This is a genomic window from Macrococcus sp. PK (assembly GCF_022501545.1).
Taxonomy (GTDB): Bacteria; Bacillota; Bacilli; order Staphylococcales; family Staphylococcaceae; genus Macrococcoides; species Macrococcoides epidermidis.
The window spans coordinates 1-18,239 of record NZ_JAEPRF010000014.1 but is presented as its reverse complement, the minus strand read 5'-3'; the positions used below and the strand labels follow the sequence as shown (position 1 = coordinate 18,239).

At 34.8% G+C, this 18,239-nt stretch carries 17 protein-coding genes, 1 tRNA gene and 1 other RNA gene; 6 read left to right on the top strand and 13 right to left on the bottom strand.

Annotated features, from left to right (window positions below):
* Positions 1-260 precede the first annotated feature (260 nt).
* Complete coding sequence (locus JJJ02_RS09020; protein ID WP_240838561.1) at positions 261-1,112, bottom strand: patatin-like phospholipase family protein; 852 nt, start codon at positions 1,110-1,112, stop codon at positions 261-263.
* Positions 1,113-1,241: 129 nt separating this feature from the next.
* On the opposite strand from JJJ02_RS09020, the gene JJJ02_RS09015 reads away from it, so the two are divergent.
* The 5 genes from JJJ02_RS09015 to phnE (JJJ02_RS08995) all read left to right on the top strand — a co-directional run bounded on the left by JJJ02_RS09015 (position 1,242) and on the right by phnE (JJJ02_RS08995) (position 5,630).
* Entirely contained in the window at positions 1,242-2,129 is an 888-nt protein-coding gene (locus JJJ02_RS09015; protein WP_111717015.1) for a phosphate/phosphite/phosphonate ABC transporter substrate-binding protein, read from the top strand.
* Positions 2,130-2,266: 137 nt separating this feature from the next.
* Positions 2,267-3,196, top strand: coding sequence for a phosphate/phosphite/phosphonate ABC transporter substrate-binding protein (locus tag JJJ02_RS09010; RefSeq protein WP_111717013.1), 930 nt, complete (start codon positions 2,267-2,269; stop codon positions 3,194-3,196).
* A gap of 78 nt (positions 3,197-3,274) precedes the next feature.
* Positions 3,275-4,048 (top strand): phosphonate ABC transporter ATP-binding protein, encoded by a 774-nt coding sequence (phnC, locus tag JJJ02_RS09005; RefSeq protein ID WP_111717012.1) that lies wholly within the window; start codon positions 3,275-3,277, stop codon positions 4,046-4,048.
* The gene (phnE, locus tag JJJ02_RS09000; RefSeq protein ID WP_239242241.1) at positions 4,048-4,827 is read left to right on the top strand and encodes a phosphonate ABC transporter, permease protein PhnE; all 780 of its coding nucleotides are present in this window, start codon (positions 4,048-4,050) and stop codon (positions 4,825-4,827) included. Before phnC ends, phnE (JJJ02_RS09000) begins: the two co-directional genes overlap by 1 nt.
* Entirely contained in the window at positions 4,824-5,630 is an 807-nt protein-coding gene (gene phnE / locus JJJ02_RS08995) for a phosphonate ABC transporter, permease protein PhnE (protein WP_111717008.1), read from the top strand. The genes phnE (JJJ02_RS09000) and phnE (JJJ02_RS08995) overlap by 4 nt, the downstream gene beginning before the upstream one ends.
* A gap of 74 nt (positions 5,631-5,704) precedes the next feature.
* On the opposite strand, the gene recR is transcribed toward phnE (JJJ02_RS08995), so the two are convergent.
* The 8 genes from recR to treP all read right to left on the bottom strand — a co-directional run bounded on the left by recR (position 5,705) and on the right by treP (position 14,604).
* Positions 5,705-6,301 carry a recombination mediator RecR gene (recR, locus tag JJJ02_RS08990; protein WP_096077803.1) on the bottom strand — a complete coding sequence of 199 codons (597 nt, stop codon included), beginning with the start codon at positions 6,299-6,301 and terminating at the stop codon, positions 5,705-5,707.
* 1 nt (position 6,302) lies between these two features.
* Positions 6,303-6,623 carry a YbaB/EbfC family nucleoid-associated protein gene (locus tag JJJ02_RS08985; protein ID WP_096077802.1) on the bottom strand — a complete coding sequence of 107 codons (321 nt, stop codon included), beginning with the start codon at positions 6,621-6,623 and terminating at the stop codon, positions 6,303-6,305.
* 18 nt (positions 6,624-6,641) lie between these two features.
* Complete coding sequence (dnaX, locus tag JJJ02_RS08980) at positions 6,642-8,303, bottom strand: DNA polymerase III subunit gamma/tau (RefSeq protein ID WP_240838559.1); 1,662 nt, start codon at positions 8,301-8,303, stop codon at positions 6,642-6,644.
* A 118-nt stretch (positions 8,304-8,421) separates the two neighbouring features.
* Positions 8,422-10,122, bottom strand: coding sequence for an immunoglobulin-like domain-containing protein (locus tag JJJ02_RS08975; protein WP_239242239.1), 1,701 nt, complete (start codon positions 10,120-10,122; stop codon positions 8,422-8,424).
* A 181-nt stretch (positions 10,123-10,303) separates the two neighbouring features.
* An RNA gene (ffs, locus tag JJJ02_RS08970) (signal recognition particle sRNA large type) lies at positions 10,304-10,569 on the bottom strand.
* Positions 10,570-10,616: 47 nt separating this feature from the next.
* Positions 10,617-11,354 (bottom strand): trehalose operon repressor, encoded by a 738-nt coding sequence (gene treR / locus JJJ02_RS08965; protein WP_239242238.1) that lies wholly within the window; start codon positions 11,352-11,354, stop codon positions 10,617-10,619.
* Between the two features lie 48 nt (positions 11,355-11,402).
* Positions 11,403-13,040 carry an alpha,alpha-phosphotrehalase gene (treC, locus tag JJJ02_RS08960; protein ID WP_239242237.1) on the bottom strand — a complete coding sequence of 546 codons (1,638 nt, stop codon included), beginning with the start codon at positions 13,038-13,040 and terminating at the stop codon, positions 11,403-11,405.
* 97 nt (positions 13,041-13,137) lie between these two features.
* Positions 13,138-14,604 (bottom strand): PTS system trehalose-specific EIIBC component, encoded by a 1,467-nt coding sequence (gene treP, locus JJJ02_RS08955; protein ID WP_240838546.1) that lies wholly within the window; start codon positions 14,602-14,604, stop codon positions 13,138-13,140.
* A gap of 180 nt (positions 14,605-14,784) precedes the next feature.
* On the opposite strand from treP, the gene JJJ02_RS08950 reads away from it, so the two are divergent.
* Complete coding sequence (locus tag JJJ02_RS08950; RefSeq protein WP_239242235.1) at positions 14,785-15,513, top strand: serine hydrolase; 729 nt, start codon at positions 14,785-14,787, stop codon at positions 15,511-15,513.
* Here the strand turns inward: JJJ02_RS08950 and JJJ02_RS08945 are convergent.
* From JJJ02_RS08945 to JJJ02_RS08930, 4 genes are all read right to left on the bottom strand, one after another.
* A complete protein-coding gene (locus JJJ02_RS08945; RefSeq protein ID WP_239242234.1) occupies positions 15,492-16,400 on the bottom strand; it encodes a C40 family peptidase in 909 nt (302 codons plus the stop codon). The two genes, JJJ02_RS08950 and JJJ02_RS08945, sit on opposite strands and share 22 nt — an antisense overlap.
* Positions 16,384-17,481, bottom strand: coding sequence for a dipeptide epimerase (locus JJJ02_RS08940; protein ID WP_239242233.1), 1,098 nt, complete (start codon positions 17,479-17,481; stop codon positions 16,384-16,386). Before JJJ02_RS08940 ends, JJJ02_RS08945 begins: the two co-directional genes overlap by 17 nt.
* A 115-nt stretch (positions 17,482-17,596) precedes the next feature.
* A tRNA-Ser gene (locus JJJ02_RS08935) sits at positions 17,597-17,689 on the bottom strand.
* A gap of 73 nt (positions 17,690-17,762) precedes the next feature.
* Positions 17,763-18,134 (bottom strand): nuclear transport factor 2 family protein, encoded by a 372-nt coding sequence (locus JJJ02_RS08930; protein WP_240838544.1) that lies wholly within the window; start codon positions 18,132-18,134, stop codon positions 17,763-17,765.
* Positions 18,135-18,239 lie beyond the last annotated feature (105 nt).

Genomic DNA, 18,239 nt, shown 5'->3' with positions numbered 1-18,239 from the left:
ACTCAAATTATTGGAATTAACGTTGACATATTGTCATTCAGTTTTCAATGTTCATTGTGTTCGTCTTTCTGTCTCACAAGATTTAATTATACTCTCTTGTGTTTTGAAAGTCAACAACTTTTTTAAAAAAGTTTTTTGTTGTCTTTCGAAGTGCTTGCCCCGTATGAGTTATCTCTACCGGACAAGATATAACTATACAGGGTTTCAAACACTATAACAAGCATAAAAATTACACTTTTGCTGCTTTTTTTAAACTTTTTTTAATTTTCTTTTGTATTAAGCCATTCTTTTATCTTCGGCAGTTGTTCTAAAGCATCTTGATAACCTAAATCATACATTGCTGAAAGCTTATCTCGATTCTTTTCCATACGATCAACTTTTAAATCTTTAGATGGACGAATTACAATTGCATGACCATTCTTTTCCTGGTTATCGACATATTGCAGTGTTTCATTATAAACTGCAGGACGTTTTTGCATCGCTTCATCTACTTTCTTATAACCCTTCACTTTAAAGTATTTAGAAAGTCGACTCGAACGTTTTATATATCCTTTCGGTCTCGTAAGTACAACAACATTATTGGTCATGCCATCACGTTGTGCTTTTCTTAAAGGTATCGGGTCTGTAACACCACCATCCAGTAGCTTCTTACCATCGTATTCTACAATGGGTGCCATTAGCGGTAATGAACTTGATGCACGCAGAATCGTCATTAAGTCTTTCCTTAAATATGCTTTATTAAAGTATTCCGTTTCTCCTGTTTCACAGTTTGTGCACGCAATGACATATTCGCCTTTATATTGAAGAAAGTCTTCCATATTAAACGGCACATGCTCTCTCGGGATTTCATCAAAGATAAAATCCATTCCAAACATCTCTTTATTCTTTATATAGTTAGAAAAAGATAAGTAACGTTTATCATCTAAAAAATCTAAAGATGCTTTCTTATTTCTTCCTTTCTGTTTAGAAAGATAAGATGCTGCCATGTTTCCCCCAGCTGAAACACCGATTACATAATTAAATTGAATATCATGTTCTAAAAAACAGTCTAATACTCCTGCAGTATATATCCCTCTCATACCGCCGCCTTCTAATACTAATCCAGTTGTCATTTTATTCACCTCATTATATTTAATAATTATAACAGGCTATATAGAAAATTTCTTATTGTAGAAGCAACAATTTTCTAATACATTAAAATAGCAATAAAAATATATCAATTAAACTCGAGGAGCAAATCAATGAAAAAATATTTATTATTACCGTTACTTATTTTAGTCCTATTTGGATGTAGTAACAACGAAACGCAAGAAACCTATCACCCAAAAACATTAAAGGTTCAGTTTGTACCTTCTCAAAATGCCGAAACTTTGGAAGCAAAAGCAAAGCCGTTAGGTAAACTACTATCTAAAGAACTGAATATGCCTGTAAAAGTATCGATCGCCACAAGCTATAATACTATAGTAGAAGCAATGCGTTCTAAACAAGCTGATGTTGCTTTCTTACCACCTACTGCATATGTTATGGCTCACGACCAGGGCGCTGCAGATGTGATTCTAAAATCACTCCACGAAACTGAAGTAAATGGTAAAAAATCAGTTACAGACTATTACAGAGGGCAATTTGTTGTTAATCGTGATAGTAAAATCAAGAATATTGAAGATATCAAAAATAAACGCATCGCATTACAGGAATCTACTTCAACATCAGGTTATCTTTATCCAGTTGGATTATTACAAGATAAAGGCATAGATATCGAAAAAGATTTAAAAACAGTGATGGTAAAAGGTCATGATAAAGCAATTACTGCACTTATCAATAACGAAGTGGATGTCGCAGCAACTTTCCAGGATGCGCGTGATTATTTAGAGAAAGACTATCCTCGTGTTAAAAAAGAAACACGTATCATTGCTGTAACGAAAAAAATTCCAAATGATACGATATCAGTGCAAGCTGATTTAGATAAAAAATTAAAAGAAGATATTAAAGGTGCATTTATCAAACTTTCAAAAGATAAAGCATCTAAAAAAATTATTAAAGAAATATATTCTCATGATGGATATGCACCAACGAATGATAAGTCGTACGACACAATTCGAAAATATGTTAAGGCACAAAGTAAGGAATAATATTTATGTATGTAAAAAATATATGTTTTGTTAATTTAGTGTAAATGGATTAACAAAAACTTAACTGTTCTCTTTTCTCATTTCTGCTAATATTAGTACTGTAGTTAAAAACAAAATTTCAAAGGAGCTTTAAAACTATGTTCACAAACACATTAAAGACAGCTGTTCCTGTAATTTTAGTAGCAACAGTACTAGGTGCATGTGGTGGAGAAAAGACAGCTGAGAATAGCAAAGAAGCGAGTAAAGGTTACACACCTGAAAAATTAACAGTTCAGTTCGTTCCTTCTCAAAATGCTGAAACATTAGAAGCAAAAGCAAAACCTTTAGAAAAATTACTTAAAAAAGAAATTGGTATTCCAGTAGAAGTTTCAGTTTCTACTAACTACAACACAATCGTTGAAGCAATGAAGTCAAAAAAAGTCGATGTTGGCTTCTTACCTCCAACAGCTTATGTATTAGCACATGATCAAAAAGCAGCGGAGGTATTATTACAAGCACAACGTTATGGTGTAAATGATGACGGTACACCGACAAAAGAATTAGTAGATTTCTACAAATCTCAATTTATCGTTAAAAAAGATTCTGATATTAAAAGCTTAAAAGATATGAAAGGCAAGAAAATTGCCATGCAGGATGTAACTTCAACAGCAGGTTACGTTTTCCCGGCAGTTGATTTAAAGAAAGAAAATATCGATCCACTAAAAGATATGGAAGTTACAACAGTTAAAGGACACGATCAAGCTGTTATCTCTTTATTAAATGATGATGTCGATGTTGCAGTAACTTTCCAGGATGCACGTAATATCGTAAAAGGTGATCAACCTAACGTATTTAAAGATACTAAAATCGTTAAGTACACAGAAAAGATCCCGAATGACACAATCTCTGCTCGCTCAGATATGACGGATGAGTGGAAGAAGAAATTAACAGATGCTTTCATCAAAATCGGTAAAGATAAAGAAGGTCAAAAAATCATTCGTGAAGTGTATTCTCATGAAGGTTATGTGAAGTCTGATGATTCTAAATTTGATATCATCCGTGAGTACGACAAAAAAGTTAAAGAATAACCCCTTCTTTAATTTGAATAATTAAATTAAGCTAAACTCAAATGATGAGTTTAGCTTTTTCTGTAAAGGAGCATTACAATGACACAAATTATTTTTAAAGGCGTAAATAAAGTTTATCCCAATGGACATGTTGGTTTGGATAACGTCAATCTAGAAATCAATAAAGGAGAATTTATTGTCATTGTCGGTCTATCTGGTGCAGGTAAGTCTACTTTATTGCGTTCGATTAATCGATTACACGAAATTTCATCAGGTGATATATCAATTGACGGTGTTTCCATCACTCAGGCAAAAGGCAATAAATTGTTAATGATGCGCAGGAATATCGGGATGATCTTTCAAAGTTTCAATTTAGTAAAACGTTCTTCTGTTATTCGTAATGTACTTAGTGGTCGTGTGGGATATCATCCAACATGGAAAATGGTGCTTGGATTATTCCCGAAGAAAGATAAACAAATTGCATTGGAAGCTTTAGATAGAGTAAATATCGTTGAAAAAGCATATAGTCGTGCAGACGAACTATCCGGTGGACAACAGCAGCGTGTCTCTATCGCACGCGCCTTAGCTCAAGAACCAAAGATTATATTAGCTGACGAACCTGTTGCATCATTAGATCCACTTACTACGAAACAAGTAATGGATGACTTAAAACGTATTAATCAAGAACTAGGCATAACTATTATCGTTAATCTGCACTTTGTAGATTTGGCAAGGGAATATGCTACACGTATTATTGGATTACGTGCAGGTAAAGTTGTGTTTGACGGACCGGTAGAACAAGCAACCGACAATGCATTTTCACATATCTATGGTAGAGACATTAAAGACGAAGAGTTGATGGGGGTTAAATAATGAAAAATCCCGATATCAAATCTACCGGTCACATAAAAGCGACATTTACAATACTATTGATATTATCATTGATTATCTGGAGCGGATGGAAGACCAACTTCAGTTTGTCCGTGCTAGCCTTAGGTGCGCCAGAAATGATGAACTTAATACGAGAAATGTTGCCACCAGATTGGAGTTACTTTAAAGAAATTGTTGATCCGATGCTGGACACTATTCGTATGGCGGTTCTTGGTACTACATTTGGATCATTACTCGCTATTCCTGTAGCACTATTATCTGCAAGTAATGTATTTAAATCAAAGTGGATTAATATACCAGTACGTTTAGTGCTCAATGTCATTCGAACAATCCCAGATTTATTACTCGCTTCGATATTCGTTGCAGTGTTTGGTATCGGCGCATTACCCGGGATATTTGCTTTAACCGTATTATCATTCGGTATTGTGGCAAAATTATTTTATGAATCTTTAGAGAATATCGATGATGGTCCGTTAGAAGCGATGACTGCTGTTGGTGCAAATAAATCAAAATGGATAACTTTCGGTGTTTTACCTCAAGCTATTGCGCCGTATCTTTCATTTGTATTATTTACATTTGAAATTAACATTCGTGCTGCAGCTGTACTCGGTTTAGTAGGCGCTGGTGGTATCGGATTATTTTATGATAAGACACTTGGCTACTTTGAATATCCAAAAGTAACAACTATTATTATTTTCACTTTGTTTATTGTTATGGTCATCGATTACGTGAGTACGAGAGTAAGGGAGCGTTTACTATGAGCAAAAACTACGATTATTTGAAACCTAAATCATCCGTACCCACTATTATTCGTACAGTTCTTATTATCATAATATTACTTACTATCTATATTTGGGCGTTTAGTGGAATGCCTAAAATTGAAATTAAAGAAAAGTCTTTTGAAATTTTATCAAATATCTGGAATGGTATTATCCACCCTGATACAGGATACATCTACATGCCCGAAGGAGAAGATTTATTACGCGGCTTATTAGAAACGTTTGCTATCGCTTTTTTAGGAACGATGATTTCTGCTGTACTATGTATTCCTCTAGCTTTTCTTTCAGCCCGAAACATTTCGAATCGATTCTTATCTGAAGTAAGTAAATTTTTCTTGAGTTTAATTCGAGTATTCCCTGAAATTATTATGGCGCTACTATTTATTAAAGCAGTGGGACCAGGTGCTTTTGCCGGTGTACTTGCCGTAGGTATACATTCTATAGGAATGCTCGGAAAGTTATTTGCTGAAGATATGGAGAATTTAGATATGGGACCATCAGAAGCTTTAATGGCAACTGGTGCCAATAAAACAAAAACTTTAATGTTTGCCGTTGTCCCTCAAATATTACCTGCTTTCTTATCATTCGTGTTGTACCGCTTCGAGATTAACTTACGAAGCGCCTCTATTTTAGGATTAATTGGTGCAGGTGGCATTGGAACCCCACTAATATTTGCACTACAGGGACGCACATGGGATCGTGTTGGAATGATATTAATCGGTATCATCATTATGGTTATAATCGTCGATACTTTATCAAGTGCTATTCGAAAAAGACTAGTTTAAGCATTAATATTAATAGATATAAAAATAAGCATCGTCAATCAATGATTGAGGATGCTTATTATTTTGAATGAACGTTATATCTCTGTTCTACCAGATATCGCTTTAGATAAAGTTACTTCATCTGCATATTCTAAATCGCCACCAACAGGTAAACCATGTGCTAAACGCGTTGTTTTAATACCAATCGGTTTAACGAGTCTTGAGATATACATTGCAGTAGACTCACCTTCAATATTTGGGTTGGTTGCCAGAATTAATTCCGTTACTTCTTCATCTTTTAAACGCGTTAAAAGTGATGGAATATTAATATCTTCCGGACCTACACCTTCCATCGGTGAAATTGCACCATGTAACACATGATACATCCCTTTATATTCGCGCATCTTTTCCATTGCAATAACATCTTTCGTCTCTTCAACAACACAAATCATAGAACGATCACGTGTTGTATCACTACAAACGTAGCAAGGATCCGTATCAGTAATATGACCACAAACTGAGCAATATGTCAGTTCGCGTTTCACGTCTACTAATGCTTTCGCAAAATTCATCACGTCATCTTCTTTCATATCTAACACATGAAAAGCAAGACGACTTGCAGTCTTCGGACCTATACCAGGCAACTTCATAAAACTATCGATAAGTTTCGATATTGGTGCAGGATAATGCATATTACATCATTCCTGGAATGTTTAATCCTTTAGTATGTTGTCCTAAACGTTGTGCAGTAACATCATCTGCTTTTGCTAATGCATCGTTTGTTGCAGCTAATACTAAGTCTTGTAACATTTCGATATCTTCTGGATCTACTACTTCTTCTTTAATGATGACATCTAGTACTTCTTTATGTCCAGAAACAACAACAGTAACCATACCACCACCTGCTGTCCCTTCAATTCTTTCTTCTTTTAACTTTTCTTGCTCTTCAGCCATTTTCTTTTGCATCTTTTGCATTTGTTTCATCATTTGTTGCATATTTCCGCCACCGCGCATATTCATTTCCTCCTAAGTTTAATCAATAATATTAATTGCATCTTCACCAAATAAATTTGCTGCTTCTGATACAATATCAACTTCTACAGGTTTCTCTTCCTGTTTTGGTTGTTTTCTATTCTCAATATAAGTATGTCGAACTTGTAGCCATTGAGAATCTGGTACTCCTACCATTTTAACTTGTTTTTTAATAATTGTGTATACTATTGCTTCAATCTGTTCTCTTTTTGCATCATCATTATTGACCATATCACAATGAATCTCTTCACCAAATTTAATAAGCACATGCGTACTACTTGCCGCGACAGGCTCTGAATGTTTCAGCAAGCTCACTAATGAACGCTGGCCTTGTGATTCAACGTGAGCAAGCAGCTCTGCCCAATTACTCTTCAAGAAGCTTAGATCCTCACGATTCGCATTATCAAGAACTGTTTCTATTTGACGCATTGAGAAAGCATTCTTGTTCTTCTTAGGCTCTTTCTTAGTTTTCTGAGGTGCTGATGCTTGAGTAGCACCTTGATTGATACGAGATTCTAAAGCATTGATACGCGCTTCAATATGACTTGTATCTACCACTGGTGTACCAGCATTGCTTTGTACACTTTGCTGAGATGCAGCCGCTTCACTTTGTTTCACGAGCTCAGACAGTTTAACAATCAGTACTTCAAAATGTACGTTCGAATTGACAGAAAAACGCATCGCTACTAGCGTATCGTTAATCTTATCAATCATTTCATAAATCGTAGGTAATGCTAATGAATAAATCGCAGCATCACCTTTTTGATCTGTCGCAAATTCCACAATAACATCACGCAGAAAATAAATTAAATCATTTACTAGACGGGTAACTTCCTTACCATCCGCAAGTAATTGATGATACTGTTCAAAAGCACCTTTAACGTCATGTACAATCACTTTATCCATGAGTGACATTAAATCTTCACGACCGACACTACCCGTTACATTTAAAACATGATTTAACGTTAACTTCGCTTCACCAAATGCGATTGCCTGATCTAAAATACTTAATGCATCACGCATACCACCTTCAGCACTCGTAGCAATAAATTCAAGTGCCGCATCTTCATATTCGATACCTTCCTTGTTACAGACAAATGCTAAGTGGTCTTTAATATCAGGTAAAGCAATTGCTTTGAAATCGAATCGCTGACAACGCGAAATAATTGTAGCAGGAATTTTATGTGGTTCAGTTGTCGCAAGAATAAATATGGCATGTGCAGGTGGTTCTTCTAATGTCTTTAACAATGCATTAAAAGCACCCGTAGTAAGCATATGCACTTCATCGATAATATACACTTTATATTTGGATTCACCCGGTGCATATTTGACTTTATCACGAATATTACGAATCTCATCTACACCATTGTTACTCGCCGCATCGATTTCTATTACGTCAGAATTCGTTCCATTTGTAATCGACACACAAGTCGGACAATGATTACAAGGTTCACCCGTATCACTTTCCGTACAGTTAATCGCTTTCGCAAAAATTTTAGCGATACTCGTTTTCCCTGTACCACGTGGACCATTGAAAAGATAAGCATGAGAGATTTTATTTTTCTGAATTGCATTTTTTAAAGTTGTCGTAACATGCTTCTGCCCCACAACTTCTTCGAAAGACTGTGAACGAAACACACGATATAAAGCTTGATAACTCAAGTGAGTCCCCTCCAACAAAAATTAGTAATCTTATTATAACATTGAACGGAAAACCGTCCTATTAAAAGCATTAAAAAAAGCTTGAGGAAAAACCTCAAGCCTTGAAAACTTTAAATTATTATTTTACAACGACATAACGCGTCTTTTTAGCAGTGTTACCTTTGCTGTCTGTCGCAGAGTAGTAAAGTTTGTATTTACCTTTTTTACTTGGATTAACCTTACCTTTATATGTTACTTTAACATATTTCTTATCTACATAGTCATAAGCTTTAATACCCTTAGTATAAGAGAATGTCTTTTTGCTGTAAGTTGTATTTTTAACACCAGAGATTACAGGTGCTGAGTCTACAACGGTTGCAGTGTTAGAAACATAGATATAGCTTCTTTCTTTACCTTTATAGTCTCTTAATTTTTCTCCATTTTTACCACGGATAGCGAATTTAACTGTGTAGCTACCAGGTTTTGAGAATGTAAACTTATTATCTTTAACAGATAATTTTGTTTTACTTCCAGCGCGTGTAACGCTCATTACTTGAATATTGAAATCTTTATTATTCATTTGAACATTACTATTTGGTTGTTCGTATAACTCAACATATACAGGTAATGTATATTTTTGACCCGCTTTAAATTGATAGCCATTGAATGAAGACATGCCAGGACCATCAATTACAGGCATTTCAGCCGGTTTCTTAATAAAGTTAATTTCAGCTGTTTGATAGAAATTATCTTTGCTGAATGTAAATTTAGAAGATGGATCTACAATATATCCTTCTTTTAAATAATAAGCTTTAATATCCTTTAATTGTTCATCAGTTAATTTAGTCGTTACATCTGAATAACGGTTATCGTAACCAGTCTCTTGTAATACAGTGAATGAAGGAATCGCTGATTTAATCACTTGGCCATCACGCTTTAATGTAAATGTCACTAAAGCTTCATCAAATTGGTAACCTGGTGTTTGTTTTAAATCAATATTCGTGATTTCTTCTGCATTTGCAGGTACTTTATCAGGATTATTAATTTCAAAACCTTGTGGTAAAGTTAATTGATATTTTTTTGTTAAGTCACGTAAATCATAAACTTCAATATAGTCTGTGCCTTTTTCTGCAGTAACTACACCTGTAGAAGTTAATTTACCAGTAGATTTAGGGAAATCAGTACGTCCGTCTACCGTTTTAAAGTTAATCGTTAATTTACCATCAGTGCCAGTTGATAATTTAATTACTTTAGGCGATTGAACGACTGCCTCACGTGCATTAACCAACGCTGTTTTTGCTTTATTTACATCTTCAACTTTAGAAGTAGCTTCTCCATATACTTTAACCGCATCTTTCTTCTTAGCAACATAATCAGCAACTAACTTAGTCGGTTTAGAATCTGTTGAAACTTTTACGTCAATTTCAGCATTCAATGCTTTTTTTGCATCACTCAGAGCTTTAGCATCTGCAGCTGTTTTTGTTAAACGCGCATCTTTTGTTTTTGTTGTTATTTCTGCTAATGATTTGCTTTCTGCAGCAAATGCTTCATCTTTAGTATCTGTAGCTTTTAACAAGCTTTCCGCTTTTGTGATTGCTTCTGCTAAAGACTTGTAAGTTGCATCTGTCTCACCTAAAATTGTTTTAGAATTTGTTAATTCAGTTTTTGCTTTTTCTACTGCAGATTCTAAACTTTGTTTAGCAGTAGGCGTAGTTGAAGTATCTCCAGTTGGTGTAGATTGTGTTGTTAGTGTTGTGTTAGCACTCGCTACCCCAGTTAAAATTGTTGTCGATAAAAGTGCAGCTGCGATACTTGTAGAATATAACTTTGATACTTTCATTAAATTCGCCCCTTTTTCAATAATATTGATATCTACCTCATTATAATCAAATTGATACAAAATATCCATATTATTTACAAGTACTACACAATATTTACAATTTTAATCATTTTTAATGAAATAAAAAAACACGCCATATGACGTGTTCATCTATAAAAATTCTATTAATTTATAATTAAAGCCGTGCACCTTTGCTTTGAATAACAAACACAAGCGTTACCCAAGTCGACAGCTCAAAACCGGCTACCCCAGTCACATACAAAGTACCACTTAATGCTGCTTCCTTCCGGACCTGACATGATTCATGGGTTTATATTGGCTAGGACCGATCTCTCAACACTACGTATTCGGGTCAGACCTCACAACTTGTTACCCGAGGCAAAGGGATTAGGTCTTGCCTAAGCGGATTGCAAGTACAGGGAACCGCTACCTCCCCACTTAGCACGGTAATATTTATAATACTAAATCTAACTATATAATGCAACAATAAACTTCTACTTCTCTTTACCAATCGTTCTTCTCGAGAAATCTACAAACTTAAATTCACTTGCTCTATGTTTAGAAACGTTGTATTGAAATGGTGTCGCATCAGCAAGATATACAATTGAGCGCACGACTGCTGCATACGGTGGTGTTGCTTCTACAAATAAATCTATTTCATATTCAGACATTGGTTCAAACGTAATTACTTTATTAGAATATGCAATTTTTAATCCTAAGCGACGTTCGATATAATCATAAATTGATTGTTCAGCAATTTCCTTAGAAAGTGCTGGCATCATTTCTTGAATAAAATAATCAGTATCTACGATGTTAACAAGATCATTCTTTCTTCTTGAACGAACAACTCTAAATAACTTCGTATCTTCACTAATATTTAACGCTTCCTGTACTTTCGGGTGATCTTTTGCCACAACTGTTTCAAAACTTTCCACTACAGTATGATAATCCATATTAAGTGATTGTTTTATCTCTTCGAAACTAATCAATTGTGACACTGGAAAGTTCAATGATTGATCATAAATAACAACCGATCCTTTGCCTTTGAGCTTTTGGATAAATCCATTCGTTTGTAATAAACTTAGTGCTTTTCTTACTGTTTCACGTGATACGCCATACTTTTTTACAAGTAAGTTCTCAGATGGTAACTGTTCACCATGCTTGTACTCATCATTAATAATCTTTCCACTTAACTCCTGATAAATCTTTCGATACTTATTACTGTTCACCATGTCACCCCTATACTTTATGAATCAATTAGCATCAAAAAATCGGAAAGTTTATCGAAGAATAGAGATTGCTTGATAAGGTTCCAGTACATTTGAATGATATGTTCCATTGTTGATTAAGATGCTACCTTCAATATCTATTGAAGATGGCACATCAACCGGTTCATCTGTAAAGTTCGCTAATACAAGGATAGACTTATCATCAAGCTTTCTTTCATACGCAAAAATTTGCGGATGATCTTCTAATAAAGGTTTCACCTCTCCGTATGTGATAATATCTAAGTTATGTCTTAATTCAATTAACTTTTGATACGTATAAAATACAGAGTTTTTATCTGCTAGTGCTTGTTTTACATTGATTTGTTTATAATTTTTAGCCACATCAATCCAAGGTGTGCCAGTTGTGAATCCTGCATTTTCACTATCATCCCATTGTACCGGACTTCTTGAATTATCTCGTGATTTATCTTGTAATATATCTAATATTGCACCATTTGTAAACCCATTATCTGACATGATTTGATAGGCATTTGTAGACTCTATATCACGGTATTGACTAATATCGTCCAAATAAAGGTTGGTCATACCTATTTCTTCACCTTGATAAATATAAGGTGTACCTTGTAAGAAATGTAATGTTATCGCTAACATCTTCGCACTTTTTACACGACGCTCTTCAGTAGAATCATCTCCGAAACGGCTCACAACACGAGGTTGGTCATGATTACACCAGAAGATTGCGTTCCAGCCGCCACCTTTAGAAATACCAACTTGCCATTCGAATAAAATACGTTTCAATTCAATAAAATCAAACGGCATTTTAGTCCATTTTTCACCATCTTTATAATCTACTTTAAGATGATGGAAGTTAAAGACACTACTTAATTCATGACGATCTTCGCGCGTGTAGTTAATACAATGCTCTAAAGTCGTAGAACTCATTTCACCAACGGTCATAAATCCTTCTTTATCACCAAATGTATTGCGATTCATTTCATTTAAGAATTCGTGAACACGCGGACCATCTGTATAAAACTCTTTACCAATCTTATCAGAATCTTTATATTCCGCTTTAGAAATCAAATTGATTACATCAAAACGGAAACCATCCATACCAAAGTCAATCCAATAATTAATCATATCGTAAATTTCTTTACGCAACTTTTCATTTTCCCAGTTTAAATCAGCCTGAGTAACATCAAATAAGCGTAAATAATATTGATTCGTCACAGAATCTAACTGCCATGCATTACCACCAAACTTTGATTCCCAGTTTGTCGGAGGCTGTCCATCTTTCCCGTCTTTCCAAATATAATAATCGCGATATGGATTATCTTTAGATTTACGTGACTCAACAAACCAGTTATGTTCAGTACTCGTGTGATTGATAACAATATCAGACATGATCTTAATGCCACGTGCATGCGCTTCATCTAACAAACGCTTGAAGTCTTCTTTCGTACCGAAATCTGGATTAATCTCATAATAGTCGCTAATATCGTAACCATTATCATTCATTGGAGAACGATACACCGGCGTTAACCATAAATAATCTACACCAAGCGTCTTTAAATAATCTAACTTTTCAATAATACCGTTAATATCTCCCTGACCATTGCCTGTCGTATCGTTAAATGACTTAGGATAAATTTGATATACAACCGACTTTCTCCAATCAGTAACTGCCATTATTAAAACTCCTAACGTTTTTTTTGATAATATAATTTTACAACGAACAACCTGTAAGTACAAGTTGCTCGTTGATTAATTTATTAACTATGAAATTTTATATATTTTTGTCTGATACGATAGGCTCCGCTACATCTTCACCCATCTTTTTCTTAGCGAAGTTTGAGAAGATTAATGTTAATACGATAGGTAAGACGATTGCAATAATCATACCGATTAGGAATGTACCACGGAAACCATCATTGATTGAGATGATACCAGGAACACCTCCGACACCAACTTTACCTAATACTTGTTGAGATCCGAAGATTGCTCCTACTAAACCAGTTGTTAATACTGCAGCGATAAATGGGTATTTTAATGGAATGTTAACCCCGAACATCGCAGGTTCTGTAACCCCTAACCAACCTGAGATACCAGAAGTTAATGCTAAACCTTCTTCTTTGACCATCTTTTTACGTTTATATAAGAACCAAGCTGCGAATGCAGCTGAACCTTGAGCAATATTTGAGATTGCTAAGATTGGCCATAAGTAAGTTCCACCTAACGGAGAACTCATTAACTGGAAGTCAACCGCTAAGAACATATGGTGTAGACCTGTAATTACAAGTGGTGCATATACCAAGCCGTATACTAATCCACCTAACCAACCAGCTGATTCAAAGATCATTTGAATGAAATCAGTGATTTGTGTACCTAACCATAATGCTACTGGACCAATAATGATAAATGATAAGAAACCAACTAATAATAATGAGACAGGTCCTACAACTAACATCTTAATTGAATCATGAACACGTTTATTTAACCATCTCTCAACTTTAGCTAAAACCCACGCCGCGATTAATACCGGTAAGACTTGACCTTGATAGTTTAATTTATTAATCATCAAACCAAATACATCCCATTGAGGAATCTTTGTTAATTCACCTGTTTCTGCGTTACCTAATGAATATTGAGAAGCAAGTCCAGGATGACAAAGAATTAGTCCAAGTACTAAACCTAATAACGGACTACCACCAAATACACGCATCGCACTCCAACCAATTAATGCTGGTAAGAAGATGAATGGTGCTGCTGCAATGAAGTTAATGATTTCTGCTAAATCTTTTAATTGTGGGAACATTTCCACTAAAGATTGCTTACCGAATAATCCTCCCGCTGTTAATACGTTGTTTAGACCTAATAATAAACCGGCTGTTACGATTGCAGGTAAAATTGGAATAAATACGTCACCTAACGTTTTAATTGCGCGTTGTAACGGGTTCATCTTTTCTGCTGCTGCTTTCACATCATCTTTTGAACTTTCACCAACACCTGTTTCATCAACGAATACTTTGTAAGCTTCATCAACTGTACCTGGTCCAATTACGATTTGGAACTGGTTATTCGCCGCAAAAGATCCTTTTACTAAATTAATTTTATCTAAAGCTGCCTTATCTACTTTTGATTCATCTTTTAATGCTAAACGTAATCTTGTAACACAGTGCGTTGCTGCTGATACGTTATCCTTACCACCAATTGCACCAATAATGTCTTTTACTTCTTGTCTGTTGACTGCCATTCTGGTCAACTCCTTTGTTTTAATATGCATTCATTGTACACTGTCTATACAAGTATATAAAGGTTTTCTGAAAAGGTTTTCAACATTAAAATTTTTATTTAAATATTATTTTTTTACACATTTTATCTTTATAAAGTTGTATTATATTGATATACAAGCAACGAAGGGGATGTGAAATATATGGAAAATAATCCAGTATTATTGCAGCATAATAATTTCAGCAGCACTTTAATGTCATTGAACGGTGATATAGTGTACAAATCCAATGAGAAGCAGGTTTATCCCTCTGCAAGTTTAATCAAATTACCAATCATGTTATATATCTTCGATCAGCGTTTGCATGATTTAGAGACAATCATCCCAATCGATGAAAAAGTGGAAGGTGCTGGTGTGTCTCCTTATTTATCACAAACTGAATATACTGTTCACGATTTAGTTACGTTAATGATTATTGTGAGTGATAATCGTGCAACAAATACATTGATTGAATGGATTGGCATGGATACTTTAAATGCATATTTCCTGCGCAATAATCTTGGTGATACGAAACTGCAAAGAAAGATGATGGATACAGAGCGTCGCGCACTTGGATATGATAACTTTACATCTGCACACGATATATTCCAAACGCTGTCACTCATAAAATCCCATGAACAATTTAAAGCGATGTTTCAAATTATGAAACAGCAACTTTTAAAAGATAAGACTTTGATGTATTTAACAGATGAAACAATAGAATTTGGAACAAAAACAGGTGACTTCGATAATGTACGTCACGACGCAGGGATTGTTCGATATAAAGACAATGAAATTATCTTCGTTGTCTTAACAGATTATGATGATACACAATTCATTCATCAGTCATTCCATGACCTGGGTTTATATTTTCAATCATTAATAAAGTCATAAACGCGGCTTGCACCGACGTAGATATCTGAATATAACCCTGATTCAATTGTTCTTTCTTCAATTGCGTTCGGTGTATTTGGTGAATGAATCATAAACCCTCTGCCAATATAAATACCGATATGCGATATTTTATCGATATCTTTAACATCAGAGAAATATACTAAGTCTCCTGGTATTAAATCTTGTTTATCGATTGCTTTCGTTGCTAAATATTGTTCATGTGCATCTCGTGGTAAGGTAAAACCAAGATGACGATACATATGATAAACAAAGCCTGAACAATCATAACCGTAACTAGACATGCCACCCCACAAGTAACCTAGATCAACATACATTGAAGATGCTCGATACAGTTCGCGAAAACTTGGGTTCTGCTCAGGAACCCTATGTTGCTGTATTGCGATGGCATCTTTTTTTAGTTTTAATTGACCGTCCGGACTATTAACATATACATCATCATCTTCTATGTAGTTAATAGGTAATGTTGTGTTGAATGATAGCACATAGAAAGGCATATCTTCTTTATAGCTTAATGTCTTCGGCACAATAACACGTGCATATTGAATATTATCTGTTACTTCTATTTCACCAATATGAGATTTTGGAATAAATCCAGGATAACCACGACTATCACTTTCTGATCCTTGTTCCACACACACAACTTTACACCATTCATCACTCTCTTCAATCACTTCAAGCGGTTCTCCGTACAAAAGTTGCGTATCAATTCTAGAATCATCACAAAACGATAATTTCTGTTCTAAATTTAATTTGAGTAACCACTTTTGAATGTTTACTGGATAATCCGTTGCCTCAGAATCGATATCTCTAGCTTTACCTATACTACGCCATACTGTACTTACCGGTACATTACAAACTTTCTGCATCTCTTAACGCCTCCAATAGTTTTTCATTATCGATACCTAAACCGTTTCTTTCACTCAAACTTACTTTCGGTCCATCATATGTGATACCGCCTGAGATTGTTTTTTCTTCCAACATAAAAGGTGCATCAAAATCTACCTTTTCTATATTAAGCGCGAGCGCTAAGTGCATTGCTGCTGTAAGTGCTATATGTGACTCCATCATCGATCCAAGCATACACTGAATACCTTTAGCTTGTGCCACTTGATGAATCTGAAGTGCACCGTATATACCTCCTGACTTCATGAGCTTAATATTAAACCACGATACACCACCAAGCTTTGCGATTAACGCTGCATCATAGACATCAAACAAACTTTCATCTGCCATAATGTGTATATCACTTGATTGTGCTATATTAGACATCTCTAAATAATCTTTTCTATACATCGGCTGCTCAATACAATCTACTTCAATATGTTCATACTTTAAATAATCAATGAAACGGGAAGTATCCTCTTTACTCCATCCCTGATTTGCATCAATCGCTAACTTTAAATCTGGCACTACATCGCGAATAGCATGTATCCTCGCCATATCTAGATCGACATCATTACCAAGCTTCACTTTTAAAGATTCGAATTTTTCTTCAGCATACATAACAGCATCATGCGTCATTTCTCCTACACCATTCAAACTTACAGTATGACTTGTAGTTAATTTATGTGCACTAGCACTTTTGTTTAAATATTGATAGAGTGGTAAATTTGCTTCTTTTGCCAGCAAATCATAAATTGCCATGTCCAGTGCCGCTTTAGCACTCGTATTATTTACAATACCTTTCTGTATTATTGGCAATAAATCTGTCGATACTTTTTGTTCAACGAGTTTTGGTCTTAAATACTGTATCGCTGCGACAATACTTTGAACCGTATCACCGGTAATAACAGGAGTAGGTACCGCTTCTCCTACTCCTACCGACCCAATATCAGTTTTAATAAACACAATGATACTTTCAATCACATCTGTTTCACGAAGTGCAGTTTTGAACGGCTTTTTGAGCTTTGAAATTTGTCGTTTAATATCGATATCTTCAATAATCATCCCATCACCTCATAAATTTTCTGAATATTCTATAATTATATCAGAATATAAAAAAATGACTCAAAATTTATTGAGTCATTTAATATATATAAAACGATGTAATTAGTCTAAATAATGGCGGAGGAAGAGGGATTCGAACCCCCGCGAGCCGTTAAGCCCCTGTCGGTTTTCAAGACCGATCCCTTCAGCCGGACTTGGGTATTCCTCCAAATAAGACAATATCAATCTTATAATAAACTCATAATACTGTCAATAATATTTACTGAGAAATATTAAAAAAATTAATATGTAGAGGCTTCAACGTGTGAAATCTTCCAATCCTTTTCAAATTTCACCATACTCATCGTTAATTCAAGCGGCCATGTATTTCTTGAGCCATATATTCTTGCATCTACTTTATTTTGTGCTACCAATGTCGCTTTTTTCTCTTTTAATATAATTTCGATATTTTCTTCTTTTGTAGAATAATATTTCATCGACTCATCTTCTATCGCTTGTAACCATTCTCTTTTCGGTTGTCTGATACCTGTCATGTGAACTAATACACTTCCATCCATCATTAAACTATCAATTGTATCCGTGTCTCTTTCAATCATTGCTTCATACAATTTTTTATATAAACCGTAAATTTCTTGTTCAGGAGTTATTTTCATATTTTTCTCTCCAATCTTATTTTAATTATTATATATTATACCCCAGACTATATAACCGTATGCTATCAAAATAAAAATGGCTATCTCAATTGAGATAGCCATTTC